This window comes from Streptomyces adelaidensis, assembly GCF_016598475.1.
Classification (GTDB): Bacteria; Actinomycetota; Actinomycetes; order Streptomycetales; family Streptomycetaceae; genus Streptomyces; species Streptomyces adelaidensis.
This window is the reverse complement of record NZ_JAEMUX010000034.1, coordinates 13728-27350: the sequence shown is the minus strand read 5'-3', so window position 1 is coordinate 27350 and position 13623 is coordinate 13728. Positions and strand designations below refer to the sequence as shown.

Here is a 13623-nt window from a genome sequence, read left to right as displayed (position 1 = left end):
TGACACTGTTTGAAGTCGCTGATTATGGTTGCGACGTGCATCACATGGCTGATCAACCCGTGTCTTCGGGTATCTCCGTACTTCGTCTGCGCTCGCTGTCCAAGACGTTCCCGGGCACCCGCGCTCTGAGCGACGTGAGCCTCGACGTCCATCAGGGCGAGGTGCATGCCCTGATGGGGCAGAACGGCTCGGGCAAGTCCACCCTGATCAAGATCCTGGCCGGCTATTACCACGCCGATCACGGGGCTCAAGCGTGGCTCGACGACGCCCCGGTCGCCCTCGGTGTGGTGGCCGCGTCGCGCCACGACCGGCTGCGGTTCGTGCACCAGGACCTCGGACTCATCCTGGAACTGAGCGCGATGGACAACCTCGCCCTGCTGGGCGGGTTCGCCCGCCGGCCCGGCCGGATCGACTGGGCTCAGCAGCGGCGGACGACGGAGGCGATGCTGTCGCGCTTCGGCGCCGATATCGACGTCCGACGGCCGCTGACCGAGGCCACTCCGGTGCAACGCACCATCGTGGCCATCGCGGCGGCGCTCGCCGGATGGGAGGGTGGCCGCGGCGTGCTGGTGCTGGACGAACCGACGGCGGTACTTCCTCACACCGAGGTCGAACGGCTGTTGCAGATCGTGCGGGAGCTGCGGCGCAGCGGCTCCAGCGTGCTCTACGTCTCCCACCGGCTGGACGAGATCTTCCAGATCGCCGACCGCGTCACGGTGTTGCGTGACGGCAGCGTCGCGGCCACCACCGAGGTGGCCGGCCTGACGAGGAACTCGCTTGCGGAGCTGATGGTGGGCAGCGCGGTCAACGCTGACTACCGGGCGGGGAGTCGGACCGGAGGCGACGGCGAGGTGGTGCTGCGCGGCAGAGGCCTGCGGGCCCGCTATCTCGCCGGCGTCGACGTCGAACTGCGCGCTGGCGAGGTGCTCGGCATCGCGGGTCTGCCCGGGTCGGGCATGGAAGAGCTTCCGCACCTCCTGGCCGGTGAGGCTCCGGACGGTCCGGCCGCCGGGGAGGTGCAACTGCCCGGGAGCTCCGCCGCGTGGTGGAGCGTCGGCGATACGCGCCGGCCCCGGCTGCCGATCGTGCCGGCCGATCGCGGTCGCGAGGGCGTCATCGCCGAGTTCACCGTGGCCGAGAACCTCTCTCTGTCCGTGCTCGGGAAGCTGGGCTGCCGTGGACGGTTGTTGAAGGCGGCGGAGCGCGAGCTGGTGGACACCTGGACGCGGCGCGTCCAGATCAAGGCGGCCTCGACCGGCGCGGTCGTCACCTCGCTGTCCGGCGGCAACCAGCAGAAGGTCGTCCTGGCCCGCTGCCTGGCAGCACAGGCAGGGGTCCTCGTCCTCAGCGAACCCACCGCCGGCGTCGACATCGGGACGCGCGAGGCCATCTACGACCTGATCGCGGAGCAGGCAGCCGCGGGCCTCGCGGTCGTCGTGTCCTCGACCGACGCGGGCGACCTGGTCGCGATGTGCCACCGAGTCCTGGTCCTGGGCCGCGGCACGGTGGTGGCCCAACTGGAGGGCAACGACATATCCGAGCGCGCAATGATGAGCGTCCTGGGGACCGGAGAACACTGATGACCACCGACAGCACCGCCCACCCGACCCACGCTCCCACCGGCGGTGAACCCCCGGCAGCCGCACCCGAGCTGACGGCTCGCACACTGCGGGCCACGTTCGGCTTCGGCAACATAGGAGCGATCTGGGTCCTGCTCCTGCAGATCGTGCTCTTCTCGGTCTGGCTGCCCGACGTCTTCCCGACCGCCGCGACGGCCAAGCAGATCCTGAACAGCAACGCCGGCATAGCGTTGGCGGCGCTGGCGCTGGTGGTTCCGCTGACGGCCCGGGTGTTCGACCTGTCCTTCGCGTACACGATGTCGCTCAGCGGTGTCACCGTCGCCTACCTCATGGTGCACACCGGCATGGGCCTTCCGGCCGCGATCGGGATCGCGCTTCTCGCCGCGCTGTTGGTCGGGGTCATCAACGCGATCGTGGTGGTCGTGCTGGGCGTCGAGTCACTCATCGGCACGCTCGGTACCGGCTCGATCATCCAGGCGCTGATCACCTTCGTCACCAAGGACATCAGCATCACCGACGACCGGCTGACCGGCAGCTTCACCTCGATCGGGCAGACCGACGTCGGCGGCATCGTGCTCCCTGTCTTCTACGCGGTGCTCGCCGCGGCGGCGACCTGGTACGTGCTGGAGCACACCGCGACGGGACGCAGGCTCTACGCGGCGGGCTTCAACGCGGATGCCGCGCGCCTGGCCGGGGTCCGCGTGGAGCGGCTCCGCTTTCTCTCGCTCATCGCGTCGTCGCTGATCGCCGGCTTCGCCGGCATCGTGCTCGCGTCCAATCTCGGCTCGGGCTCGCCCACCGCGGGCACCCCGTACCTGCTGCCCGCGTTCGCCGCAGTGTTCCTCGGCGCGACGCAGTTCAAGCACGGCAGGTTCAACGCCTGGGGGACTCTCACCGCGGTCCTGATGCTGGGGACGGGACTCACCGGTCTCGCCCTGGGCAGCGCGCCGCCGTGGGCGTCGAACATGTTCACCGGCGTCGTCCTGATCGCCGCCCTGGCGTCTTCGGGGGTCCAGCGCCGCACGCGCCTCCGGGGCCGTCGGGCCCCCTGAACCACCCCCCTGCACCATTCCAGTCGGTCCAATGGAGGATCCGATGAGAAGACATGTGTTCCACAACGCTGGACGGCGCCGACCGGTGCTTCTGGCGGTGACAGTCATCATGGCCCTGGCGCTCGCCGCGTGCGGGGGAGGAACGGAGACAGCCTCGAGCGATGCCTCGACCGCGCGTGTCGACGAGGCGAAGAGCATCGTCGCCGAGCACACCAAGCGGCCGACCGAGATCTCGGCCAAGGAAGCCATCGACAAGCCGATACCCCGCGGCAAGCAACTGACCTTCATCAGCTGTGGCAGCCCGGCCTGCAACCTGGAAAGCGACGTGATCCGGTCGGCGACCGACGCGCTCGGCTGGACCCTGAAGACGATCAACACGGACGGCACCCCGGAGAAGGTCAAGGCCGCGTGGACCCAGGTGGTTCGGGACAAGCCTGACGGCGTGCTCTACACCGCGACACCGAAGGCGATCTTCGCCAAGGAGCTCAAGCAGGTCAAGGCCAACGGCACAGTCGTGGCCGCGTGCTGCACCACCGACCCGGCGACCGCCGACGGCATCGACTTCGTGGTCGGCACGCCGAAGCAGAACGAGCAACTCGGCAAGGTCATGGCGGCCTGGGTCGTCGCGGAGAGCGAGGGCAAGGGCAACGCGGTGTTCTTCGACATCGGCGCCTTCCCGATCCTCACCGCCCTCTACAAGGCGTTGAAGCCGGAGTTGGCCCGGCTGTGCCCGGACTGCGACGTGGAGAGCGTGGACGTCCCGCTCTCCGCGCTCGGCAAGGACGTGCCGGACCGCATCGTGTCCTACCTGCGCTCCCATCCCAAGGTGAAGTACGTGGTGCTCAGCGCCGACAACGCGCTGGCCATCGGGCTGCCGGCCGCGCTGAAGGCGGCAGGACTGGGCGACGTCAAGGTCTTCGGGGAGGGGCCGGACACCACGGTGCTCCAGTACATCGCGAACGGCAGCATGGACGGCACCATCATGTTCCCGTACTACGAAGAGATGTTCGCCATGGTCGATGCCGTGGTCCGCAAGACCGTCGGTGTGCCGCTGGTCGACTCAGGGACGCCGGTCTGGATCATCAACAAGGACAACCTGCCGTCCTCGAGTTCGCTCTTCCCCGTGGTCGAGGACGTCCAGGAGCAGTACTTCAAGTTGTGGGGCGTCAAGGGGTGAAGTGTCCATCGGTGAATCGGTGATGCTCAGCATGCCGAGCGCACCCCGGAAAGCCCTGGCAGTGCAGCTGCCAGGGCTTTCCGGGGTCCCGGCGAGATGCGGGCTTCGCCGCGGCATGTCCCGTTCCCCGGCGCCACTTCCTCCCCGGGCTGACGGGCGGGTGAGCACCGGCCGGATGGCTGGGGGCGTGTTCAGCGCCAGTCCACGACCTCGTTGAGCAGAGTCGGGTGACCGCGTTTGACGTAGGCCACGTACTGCGCCATGTGTTCGTACATGAGATCGTGGGCCTCGTCCGGCTGCCCGTTTTTGATCGCCGTCATGATGTCCATGTGGGCCTTGGTGACCTCCTTGCGCCGCGTTTTCGGGAAGACGATGCCGCTGACCCTGTCGCGGAAGATGTCCGAAATCGACTGGCCGAACAGGTTCATGATCCCGTTGCCGGACATGGCGGCGATCAGCCGGTGAAAGTCGTTGGTCGAGCTGAGGTACTCGTCATCGTCGCCGACTCGGGCGATTTCGGCCGTCTGCGGCAGCTTCTTCATCAGCTCCGGGTCCTGCCGCTCCGCCGCCAGCCGGGCCATGAGCGGTTCAAGCGTCAGCCGCGCCTCGATCAGCTCCCGGAACGTCGTGCCCTGCGCCTGGAAGTACAGCGTGGCCATGCGGCCGAAGTGTTCGCTCTGCACGCCGGAGACGACCGGTCCGCCACCGGGGCCTGGCTTGAGCCTGATCAAACCGTTGACTTCCAGAATGCGCAGCGCCTCGCGCATGGAACCTCTGCCGATGCCGTACTCCTTGAGCATCTGCGCCTCGGAGGGCAGCTGAGCCCCCGGACCGAGACCTTCCGTGCGGATTCTCCGGACGATGCTGCGTGCAACCGCCTCGGCCACCTTGTTGCCGCGCTTGAACGGTTGTTGGCCCGGATCCTGGTTGTCGTCCATCCGCCAATGATAACGATGATGATCCTGGTCTCGGGACGGTCGCAGGCCGGATTTCGCTGCTGGAGGAGTTCGTCGAGCGGGACCCGGCCGGATTCAGGTTGACGTCATGAGGCCGTACACGCGCGTGGCGGTGGTCGAGAAGATGAGCGCCTGTTCGTCCGGGCTAAGTTCGGCGACGAGTTCCGCGCAGGTCCTGACCACCTCCGGATAGGCGGCGGCGAGCAGCGACACCGGCCAGTCGGAGCCGAACATGAGACGCTCCGGCCCGAACACCTCGATGGCGGTCTCGGCATAGGGCCGCAGATCCCCTGTCGTCCAGCCGGATCGCGCGGCCGTCGTGACCATTCCCGACAGCTTGCACACGACATTGGGCGAGCGCCCCAGTTCCCTGACACCCGCCGCCCACGGGGCGAGGGCACCTGTCGCGATCGGTGGCTTGCCCAGGTGGTCGAGCACGAAGGTCAGGTCCTCGTGCGTGCGCACCGTGCGCGTGACCGCCTCCATGTGCTCGGGAAGGAACATCAGGTCGTAGGGCAGATTCTGGCCGGCCAGTTCCCGCAAGCCCGACTGGACCGCCGGCTGCTCCAGCCAGCCCGCCGGTTCGTCCTCGGCGAGCGCCTGGTGCCGGATCCCGGCCAGGGACTCGCCGCCGGGGCAGGCCCGCAGTCCGGCGAGTTGCTCGGCCACTGCGGGAGCCGCGAGATCGACCCATCCGACGACGCCCGCGACCCGGTCGTCGTGCTGTGCTCGCAGCAGGTGCTCGCGGGTCTCCTCGGCCATGTTGAGCACCTGGACGAGTACGGCCCGCCGGACGCCCGTGTCCCTCGTCGCCGCGGTGAAGTCGTCCAGGGAGAAGTCGCGCCGGATGGCACCGCGGCCGGCGTCGATCCATGGCTGGTCCCGGTGCCGGAGGTTCCAGACATGCACGTGGGCATCGATCGTCGGGGCCGTCATCGCCGTGTCACCGCTCAGCCCAGGCGCTCTACTACGGACGCGTTCGCCATGCCGCCCGCCTCGCACATCGTCTGCAGGCCGTAGCGGCCACCGGTGCGCTCCAGGTGGTGGATCATCGTTGTCATGAGGCGGCACCCGGAAGCCCCGAGCGGGTGGCCCAGGGCGATCGCGCCGCCGTGAGGGTTGAGTCGTTCCTCGTCGAGGCCGAACTCGGCCTGCCAGGCCAGCGGCACCGGCGCGAACGCCTCGTTCAGTTCGACGGTGTCGAGGTCACCGATCGAGAGCCCGGCGCGTGCGAGCACCTTTGCCGTCGCCGGGATGGGACCGGTGAGCATCAGCAGCGGATCGTCGCCGCAGACGGCCGACGCGACCAGTCGGGCGCGTGGTCGGATGCCGAGCGCGGCGGCGCGTCGCTCGCTCATCAGCAGCAGTGCGGCGGCTCCGTCGGTGATCTGCGAGGAGGTGCCCGCTGTCACCTTCCAGTCGAGGTCCGGAAACCGTGCCCGGTGCTCGACGCTGTCGAAGGCCGGCTTCAGCGCCGCGAGCCGCTGCGCCGTCGTGTCCGGACGAACCGTCTCGTCCTGCGAGACGACCGTCCCGTCGCTGAGGGTGATGGGAACCGTCTCGGTGGCGAACCGCCCGGTCGACAGCGCCGCCGCGGCCCGCTGGTGGGAGCGCGCGGCGTAGGCGTCCAGCTCCTCGCGGCGCAGGTTCCACTTGGCGGCGACCAGCTCCGCGGAAACGCCCTGGGGCGCGAGGACCGGGTACCGGGCTCGCACGCCCGGGCCGACCGGGTCGGCCCCCATACGCGCCGAGCCCATCGGAACCCGGCTCATCGACTCGACCCCGGCGGCGATCACGATGTCATAGGCGCCCGCCATGATGCCCTGCGCCGCGAAGTCGATCGCCTGCTGCCCCGAGCCGCACTTGCGCTCGATCGTGGTGGAGGGCACGTGGACGGGGAATCCGGCGGCCAGCCACGCCTGCCGCCCCGGCGTCGCCGACTGCTCGCCCACCTGCCCGACGCAGCCCACCAGGACGTCGTCCACCTCGCCGGGGTCGATCCCGGCGCGCGTGACGAGCGCGGAGAGCGTCTGCGCCAGCAGGTCCACCGGGTGGCACGAGGCCAGCGCCCCCGTCGCTCTGCCCCGGGCCAGGGGGGAACGGACGGCTTCCACGATCACCGCGGTGTTCACGCTGCACTCCTCGCTGTCGGTGGTCCGGGACGGATCACGGCTGGCCGCCGTCGACCGGGATCACGGCGCCGGTCGTGTAGCTCGACGCGTCGCCGGCCAGGTAGAGGGCGGCGCCGACGATCTCGTCCGGCCTGCCGCCTCGCCGCAACGCGAACCGGGCCGCTCGCGCGCGGAATTCGTCGGCGTCCCAGTCCTTGCTGACGTCGGTGAGGAACGTTCCGGCCATGATGGCGTTGCACCGCACGTCCGGCCCGAAGGCGTGGGCGAAACCGACGGTCAGGGAATTGAGCCCGGCCTTGGCCGCGGCGTACGGCAGAATGTCGGGCCGTGGTCTCGCGGCACCCATGCTGGTGACGTTGATGATCGAACCGCCGCCCGCCGCGGCCATGCGGGTCCCGATGAGAGCCGTGAGCCGGAACGGTCCCTTCAGGTTGACGCCGATGACTTTGTCGAACAGTTCCTCGGACACCGATTCCACCGAGTCGTACACCGGGGACATGCCGGCGTTGTTCACGAGCACGTCGATCCGGCCGAAGTGCTCGTAGACCTGCTCGGTCAGCGACGCGGCCTGGTCCCACCGCCCGGCGTGGAAGGCGAGGGGCAGGGCCCGGCGCCCGGTCGTCGCCTCCACCTCGGCCGCGGTCTTCTCGCAGGCCTCGATCTTCCGGCTGGCGATGACCACATCCGCTCCGGCCGCGGCGAGTCCGAGCGCCATGGCCCGCCCCAGCCCGCGGCTCCCGCCGGTCACCAAGGCCACCCGGCCGGAGAGATCGTATGAAGCGGCGTTGCCCATAGCGGCGTACCTCCGTGCTCTTCACCTGTGACCGATACTTGGATATTATCATAATCATGAACCTAGATTCGAGTGAGGGAAGTCGATGAGGGACGACGTCTCGGTCGTCGACGTGCACTGTCATGCCTGGCCGGACCGGATCGCCGAGCGCGCTCTCGGCGGCAGGTCGCCGCAGCTTCCGCGGCGGGGGAACGGCACGATCTCCGGGTTGCGTGAGGCCATGGCGCGCAGCGCCGTCGATCAGGCCGTGGTGCTCGGGATCGCCGATGAGGCGCGGCACGTCGACGGTGTCAACCGCTTCGTGGCCGCGCAGAAGGCCGAGGGTTTTCTCGGGTTCGGGACCGTCCATCCGGACCTGCCCGTCGAGGAGAACCTGGCCATCCTGCGCCGCACCGGGATACGTGGCGTCAAGCTGCACACGCTCTTCCAGGGCTTCGCGCTCGACGACCCGCGGATGTACGCGCTGTACGAGGCGTTCGGGTCGGAGATCGCGGTGATCGCCCACGTCGGGTCCGGCGGTGACCGGGCCGCGAACGAGCGAGGCACTCCCCGGATGATCCGCGACATCGTACGGACGTTTCCCGAACTGCGGCTGGTCTGCTGCCACTTCGGCGGCTACCACCAGCTCGACGACGCCGAGGCGGAGCTGCTGGGCCTCGATGTCCACCTGGAGACGTCGTGGCCCCCCACGCTCGCGGAGCTCGCACCGGAGCGGGTGCGGGAGATCATCGGCAGGCACGGGGCGGATCGCATCGTGTTCGGCTCCGACTGGCCGATGGCGGACCCGGCGGCGGAGATCGCCGCGATCAAGCGACTGGGTCTGTCCGACGAGGACACCGAGGGAATCCTCGGGAAGAACTTTCTGCGGCTGCTGGGCGCCGACGCCCAGCCGAGTGAGGGGTGACCGCGGCCATGGGGATGTCCTTCGAACTTCCCGACGCGTACGAACAGTTGAAGGCCGACGCACGCAAGGTCACCGCCTCCGTGGCCGATCACGCCGCCGTGGCCGACGACTCGGACGGTGTCGACCCGGTCATGCGCGAGGCTCTGGTGAGCAGTGGGCTCACCGCGTGGTGCGTGCCGGCCGCGTACGGCGGACGCCACGAGAAGATCGACTCACTGGCGATCACCGTGGTCCGCGAGGTGCTGATGGGCACATCGGCCCATCTCGACGGCCTGTTCGGGATGCAGGGCGTCGGCAGTTACGCGCTCTCGGTCGGGGGCAGCGACGCCGTGCGCGAGGCCTGGCTGCCGCGGATCGCCAGACTCGACGCTGTCGCCGCGCTGGCGCTCACCGAGCCGGACGTGGGCTCCGACCTCAAGGCGATCACGACGTCGATCGAGGCGAGCGGCGACCGGGTTGTCGTCAGCGGGCACAAGTCGTTCATCACCAACGCGGGCGCCGCCGACTGCTACACCGTCCTGGGCCGGGAAGGCGACGGGTACTCCCTCGTGTTCGTTCCCGCCGACACCCCGGGTGTCCGCGTCGTGAGCGGGCCGCGGCTGCTCGCCCCGCACATCATCGGCGACGTGCACTTCGACCGGGTCGAGGTGCCCGCGGAGTACCGCGTCGGCGCTCCTGGCGAGGCGTTCAGGTTGGTGCTCGCGACGCTGGCGACGTTCCGGGTCTCGGTCGCCGGCGCCGCCGTGGGGCTGGCCCAGGCCGCGCTGGACGAGGCGGTCCGGCACACCACGAGCAGATCGCAGTTCGGTGCGCCCCTGTGGACCCTGGGCCCGCTGCCGCACCTGCTCGGCACGTCGTGGACGGAGATCGAGATGGCCAGGGCACTGACGTACCGGGCGGCGAGCCGGGCGGCCGTCGATCCACTGGCCCATCTCGACCTGTCGTCGATGGCGAAGGTGGCGGCCACGGAGGTGGCCGGCAAGGTGACGGACCGCGCGGTGCAGATGATGGGCCGGTTCGGGATCGTCACCGGCTCCACGATCGACAGGCTCTACCGCAACGCCCGCCCCATGCGTATCTACGAGGGCGGCAACGAGGTACTGACCGGCCAGCTCGCGCGCCGGCTCACCAAGCGGGGCTGAGCCGGCGGTCGACGCCGGCTCAGGTGTGGAACTCGGGGTCCGGCCGGTCGCCGAACACGTTCGGCAGATCGGCCGGGACGGACTCCGGGAAGACCGCGGGCCGCCTCTCCAGGAAGGACGCGACCCCCTCCGCGCTGTCGGCGCTGAGCCCACGCGAGTACATCGCGCGGGACTCGGCGACGTTCGCCGTCATCGGATGCCCGGCGCCGAGCATCCGCCACAGAAGCTGACGGTTGAGCGCGACCGACACCGGGGAGGTGTTGCGGACGATCTCGAGGGCCAGCTCGCGCGCGGCGGGCATGAGCTCGTCGGCCGGGTGGACACTGCGGACCAGGCCTGCTGCGAGGGCTTCCCCGGCGCTGAAGACCCTGCCGGTGTATGCCCATTCGGCTGCTCGGGAGACGCCGACGATCCGGGGGAGGAACCAGCTCGAACAGCTTTCCAGCACGATCCCGCGGCGCGCGAAGACGAACCCGAACTTGCTGTTCTCCGTGGCCAGCCGGATGTCCATCGGAAGCGTCATGGTGATGCCGACGCCCACGGCGGCGCCGTTGATCGCGGCGATGACCGGCTTCGTGCACGCGTAGATCCGCAGCGCGAGTTCACCGCCGCTGTCCCGCACACGGTCGTGCTCCGGTTCGTCGAGCCGCGCGAAGGTGTAACCGTCCGAGAGGTCCATCCCGGCGCAGAACGCCCGCCCTGCACCCGTGACGATGACGGCGCCGACCTCCCTGTCGGCGTCGACGGCGTCGAAGGCCGCGATCAGCTCGTCCTTCATCGCGACGCTGTAACCGTTGAGTGTGTCCGGGCGGTTCAACGTGATCGTCGCGACCCGGTCGGCGACATCGAGCCGGATCAGCTCGAACATGCCTGGCCCCCTTTCTGGTGCCACTCCGATTCCACCCGCGATCACACCTGGTGTGCGACGGGGTCACCGATGACGCCGAGGTTCCTGAGCGTCGCCAGCTCGTCGACGGACAGCCGCAGCAGGTCGCCGAGCACCTCGTCGGTGTGCTGGCCGACCGCCGGTACGTCGCCGTAGCCGGGGCCGTCGTAGCTGCCCAGGTGCAGGATCGGACCGGGCATCTTCACGGTGCCCAGGACCGGATCGGTGAGTTCGACCAGGGTGCGCTCGCTGAAGTGCGGGTCATCGGTGATGTCCTGGGCGTCGTTCACCGCGGCCGCCACGACCGCGTGCTCCTCGAGGATCCGCAACGTCTCGGCGCGCGGCCTGCGGCGAACCCAGCCGATGACGATGCGCTGCATCTCGTCGTTGTTCGCCAGTCGTGCGGCGTTGGTGGCGAACCGCTCGTCCTCGATCAGTTCGGGACGGCCCATCGCGACGAAGAGCCGTTGTGCGATCCGCTGGGCGGACGCGGCGATGGACAACCACTGCCCGTCGGCGGCCTCGTAGATCCCACGCGGCGACGCGGCCCCGGACGCGTTGCCCTCCCGTTGCTGGATCTCGTTCTTCGCGGTGTAGCGCAGCACGATGTCGCCCAGCATGAACATGAGCGGCTCGTACAGGGCGACATCGACGACATCGCCCTGCCCGGTCGTCGTACGCCGGTACAACGCCATCGCGGTACCGTACGCGGCCGAGATCCCGGCGATCGAGTCGGCGAAGCCGAACGGCGGTGACGTCGGCGGGGAATCGGGCCAGCCGTTGATGAAGGCGTAACCGCTGAGGGTCTCCGCGATCGTGCCGAAGCCGGGCCGCTTGCGGTAGGGCCCGGTCTGGCCGAAGCCGCTGACCCGGGTGAGGATCAGACCCGGATTCCGGGCGCTCAGAACCTCGTAACCGAGGTTCCACTCCTCCAGCTTGCCCGGGCGGAAGGACTCGATGACCACGTCGACCTTGGCTGCGAGGCGCCGGACGAGGTCCTGGCCCGCGTGGGTGCGCAGGTCGATGGCGACCGAGAGCTTGCCGACGTTGATCCGGACGAAGCCCAGCGACATCCCGTCCTTCTGCGGGGTCCAGTTTCGCGCGTAGTCGCCGCCGGCGGGGTCCTCGACCTTGAGTACGGTCGCCCCGAAGTCTCGCAGCATCCGGCCTGCCGTGGGCGCTGCGTACATCGAGCCGAGCTCCAGGACCACGACCCCGCGCAGGGGACCGTCGATGGGGTGTCGCGCATCGCTCATCTTCCGCCTCTTTCGATGTCATGGACCGGGCGACTCTTGCCAGATAGGATAATCATAAGCATGGATTTTTGGGCTGTGAAGGGAGTGACGGTGTGCGAACAGTGAACTCGTCGGCATTGGTGACGGGCGGTGCGTCGGGTCTCGGGCTGGCAACCGTGCGCGCGCTGGTCCGGCAGCACGCGTCGGTCGTCATCGCCGATCTGAAGGGCTCCGAGGGTGAGGCGGTCGCTCGTGAGCTGGGGGAGCGGGTGACCTTCGTTCCCGCGGACGTGACCGACACCGCCCAGATGCAGGCGGCGCTCGACGCGGCCGAGACCGCGGGGCCGCTGCGTGCGGTCGTGCACTGCGCGGGCAAGGGGAAGCGGGTGCGCCTGGTGGAGCGGGACGGCAGTCCCGGCTCACTGGAGACGTATCAGGAGATCGTGCATCTGAACCTGGTCGGCACCTTCAACGTGCTGCGCCTCGCCGCGGCACGGATGGCGGGGAACGAGCCGGCGGACGGCGAGCGCGGCGTCTGCGTGCTCACCGCGTCGGTCGCGGCCTGGGAAGGGCAGATCGGCCAGATTCCGTACGCCTCCGCCAAGGCCGGCATCGTCGGGATGACGCTGGTCGCCGCGCGGGACCTGGCGAGCCGGCAGATCCGGGTGTGCACCATCGCGCCGGGCGTGTTCGACACCCCGATCCTCTCGGGCATCCGGCCCGACGTGAAGGAGTCCCTCGAGTCCGCGGTACCCCACCCGCGGCGGCTCGGCAGGCCGGAGGAGTTCGCCGACCTCGCCCTGGCGATCATCGGCAACCCCATGCTCAACGGCGAGACGATCCGCCTGGACGGCGCGCTCCGGATGGCGCCCCGATGAGCGCCGCGATCCGGCCGGAGGTACTCACCGAGGCCGTCGGCAACGTCCTGGTGGTGACCCTGAACCGGGAGCACGTGCGCAACGCCGTGAACACGGCGATGGCCGAGGGCGTCGCCGGTGCGCTGGACGAACTCGACCGCCGCCGGGACCTGGTGGCGGGTGTGCTGACCGGGGCGGGCTCCACCTTCTGCTCCGGGATGGACCTGAAGGCGTTTCTGGCCGGTGAGCGCCCGGGGGTGCCGGGGCGCGGGTTCGCCGGGATCGTCGAGCGTGGATCGGACAAGCCGCTGATCGCCGCGGTCGAGGGGCACGCGATCGCCGGGGGCTTCGAGATCGTGCTCGCGTGCGATCTCGTCGTCGCCTCCGAGACCGCGGCCTTCGGCCTGCCCGAGGTGAAGCGCGGCCTGGTCGCGGCCGCGGGAGGCCTGTTCCGGCTGCCGCAGCGGGTTCCGTACCAGTTGGCGATGGAGATGGCGCTGACCGGTGAGTTCGTCCCGGCGGAGCGGGCGCGCGAACTGGGGCTGGTCAACCGGCTCGTCCCGGCCGGCGAAGCGGCGTCGGCCGCGCTGGAGCTGGCGGCGGCGATCGCTCGCAACGGACCGCTCGCGGTGGCCGCGACCAAGCGGATCATCACGCTGTCGCGGGACTGGTCCGCCGAGGAGTCGTTCGATCGGCAGCGTCCGATGGCGGAGGACGTGCGCTCCTCCGAGGACGCGCGAGAAGGCGCGCGTGCCTTCACGGAGAAGCGACCGCCCCGCTGGAGCGGCAAGTGATCCCGAGCCTTGCCGGGCCGCCACGGAAGGCAAACGCTGATCCCGACGCGTCGGATCCCTTTGACGCGGCGTAAATTGATGCTAATGATTAGCAGTATCGGACGGAAGGATGAGC

13 protein-coding genes are annotated in these 13623 nt (G+C 69.5%); 7 read left to right on the top strand and 6 right to left on the bottom strand.

Annotated features, from left to right (window positions below):
* The first annotated feature begins 59 nt into the window (after positions 1-59).
* The 3 genes from I8N67_RS20675 to I8N67_RS20665 are packed head-to-tail and all read left to right on the top strand — an operon-like array spanning position 60 to position 3809.
* On the top strand, positions 60-1580 hold the full coding sequence (locus I8N67_RS20675) for a sugar ABC transporter ATP-binding protein (protein ID WP_200304648.1): 1521 nt from the start codon (positions 60-62) through the stop codon (positions 1578-1580).
* On the top strand, positions 1580-2632 hold the full coding sequence (locus tag I8N67_RS20670) for an ABC transporter permease (protein ID WP_200304647.1): 1053 nt from the start codon (positions 1580-1582) through the stop codon (positions 2630-2632). Before I8N67_RS20675 ends, I8N67_RS20670 begins: the two co-directional genes overlap by 1 nt.
* A gap of 43 nt (positions 2633-2675) precedes the next feature.
* Entirely contained in the window at positions 2676-3809 is a 1134-nt protein-coding gene (locus I8N67_RS20665; protein ID WP_200304646.1) for a sugar ABC transporter substrate-binding protein, read from the top strand.
* A 191-nt stretch (positions 3810-4000) separates the two neighbouring features.
* Here the strand turns inward: I8N67_RS20665 and I8N67_RS20660 are convergent, their stop codons facing one another.
* The 4 genes from I8N67_RS20660 to I8N67_RS20645 all read right to left on the bottom strand — a co-directional run bounded on the left by I8N67_RS20660 (position 4001) and on the right by I8N67_RS20645 (position 7690).
* Complete coding sequence (locus I8N67_RS20660) at positions 4001-4747, bottom strand: FadR/GntR family transcriptional regulator (protein WP_200304645.1); 747 nt, start codon at positions 4745-4747, stop codon at positions 4001-4003.
* A gap of 93 nt (positions 4748-4840) precedes the next feature.
* A complete protein-coding gene (locus tag I8N67_RS20655; protein WP_200304644.1) occupies positions 4841-5701 on the bottom strand; it encodes an amidohydrolase family protein in 861 nt (286 codons plus the stop codon).
* A gap of 14 nt (positions 5702-5715) precedes the next feature.
* Positions 5716-6897 carry a thiolase family protein gene (locus I8N67_RS20650; protein WP_200304643.1) on the bottom strand — a complete coding sequence of 394 codons (1182 nt, stop codon included), beginning with the start codon at positions 6895-6897 and terminating at the stop codon, positions 5716-5718.
* Positions 6898-6931: 34 nt separating this feature from the next.
* Positions 6932-7690, bottom strand: coding sequence for an SDR family NAD(P)-dependent oxidoreductase (locus I8N67_RS20645; RefSeq protein ID WP_200304642.1), 759 nt, complete (start codon positions 7688-7690; stop codon positions 6932-6934).
* A gap of 85 nt (positions 7691-7775) precedes the next feature.
* On the opposite strand from I8N67_RS20645, the gene I8N67_RS20640 reads away from it, so the two are divergent.
* Together I8N67_RS20640 and I8N67_RS20635 are read left to right on the top strand one after the other, a co-directional pair.
* A complete protein-coding gene (locus tag I8N67_RS20640; RefSeq protein WP_200304641.1) occupies positions 7776-8594 on the top strand; it encodes an amidohydrolase family protein in 819 nt (272 codons plus the stop codon).
* A gap of 8 nt (positions 8595-8602) precedes the next feature.
* Entirely contained in the window at positions 8603-9736 is a 1134-nt protein-coding gene (locus tag I8N67_RS20635; RefSeq protein ID WP_200304640.1) for an acyl-CoA dehydrogenase family protein, read from the top strand.
* A 19-nt stretch (positions 9737-9755) separates the two neighbouring features.
* Here the strand turns inward: I8N67_RS20635 and I8N67_RS20630 are convergent, their stop codons facing one another.
* Positions 9756-10604, bottom strand: coding sequence for a crotonase/enoyl-CoA hydratase family protein (locus I8N67_RS20630; RefSeq protein WP_200304639.1), 849 nt, complete (start codon positions 10602-10604; stop codon positions 9756-9758).
* Between the two features lie 41 nt (positions 10605-10645).
* Entirely contained in the window at positions 10646-11878 is a 1233-nt protein-coding gene (locus tag I8N67_RS20625) for a CaiB/BaiF CoA transferase family protein (RefSeq protein ID WP_200304638.1), read from the bottom strand.
* A gap of 92 nt (positions 11879-11970) precedes the next feature.
* Here I8N67_RS20625 and I8N67_RS20620 point away from each other — a divergent pair, with 92 nt between their 5' ends.
* Together I8N67_RS20620 and I8N67_RS20615 are read left to right on the top strand one after the other, a co-directional pair.
* The gene (locus I8N67_RS20620; RefSeq protein WP_200304637.1) at positions 11971-12735 is read left to right on the top strand and encodes an SDR family NAD(P)-dependent oxidoreductase; all 765 of its coding nucleotides are present in this window, start codon (positions 11971-11973) and stop codon (positions 12733-12735) included.
* Entirely contained in the window at positions 12732-13508 is a 777-nt protein-coding gene (locus I8N67_RS20615; protein WP_200304636.1) for a crotonase/enoyl-CoA hydratase family protein, read from the top strand. Before I8N67_RS20620 ends, I8N67_RS20615 begins: the two co-directional genes overlap by 4 nt.
* Positions 13509-13623 lie beyond the last annotated feature (115 nt).

What these genes read in the sequence shown, in the direction of transcription:
- I8N67_RS20640 (WP_200304641.1), top strand. Translation starts at nt 7,776, where the DNA reads ATGAGGGACGACGTCTCGGTCGTCGACGTGCACTGTCATGCCTGGCCG.
- I8N67_RS20670 (WP_200304647.1), top strand. Translation starts at nt 1,580, where the DNA reads ATGACCACCGACAGCACCGCCCACCCGACCCACGCTCCCACCGGCGGT.
- I8N67_RS20635 (WP_200304640.1), top strand. Translation starts at nt 8,603, where the DNA reads ATGGGGATGTCCTTCGAACTTCCCGACGCGTACGAACAGTTGAAGGCC.
- I8N67_RS20660 (WP_200304645.1), bottom strand. Translation starts at nt 4,747, where the DNA reads ATGGACGACAACCAGGATCCGGGCCAACAACCGTTCAAGCGCGGCAAC.
- I8N67_RS20655 (WP_200304644.1), bottom strand. Translation starts at nt 5,701, where the DNA reads ATGACGGCCCCGACGATCGATGCCCACGTGCATGTCTGGAACCTCCGG.
- I8N67_RS20665 (WP_200304646.1), top strand. Translation starts at nt 2,676, where the DNA reads ATGAGAAGACATGTGTTCCACAACGCTGGACGGCGCCGACCGGTGCTT.
- I8N67_RS20630 (WP_200304639.1), bottom strand. Translation starts at nt 10,604, where the DNA reads ATGTTCGAGCTGATCCGGCTCGATGTCGCCGACCGGGTCGCGACGATC.
- I8N67_RS20615 (WP_200304636.1), top strand. Translation starts at nt 12,732, where the DNA reads ATGAGCGCCGCGATCCGGCCGGAGGTACTCACCGAGGCCGTCGGCAAC.
- I8N67_RS20645 (WP_200304642.1), bottom strand. Translation starts at nt 7,690, where the DNA reads ATGGGCAACGCCGCTTCATACGATCTCTCCGGCCGGGTGGCCTTGGTG.
- I8N67_RS20625 (WP_200304638.1), bottom strand. Translation starts at nt 11,878, where the DNA reads ATGAGCGATGCGCGACACCCCATCGACGGTCCCCTGCGCGGGGTCGTG.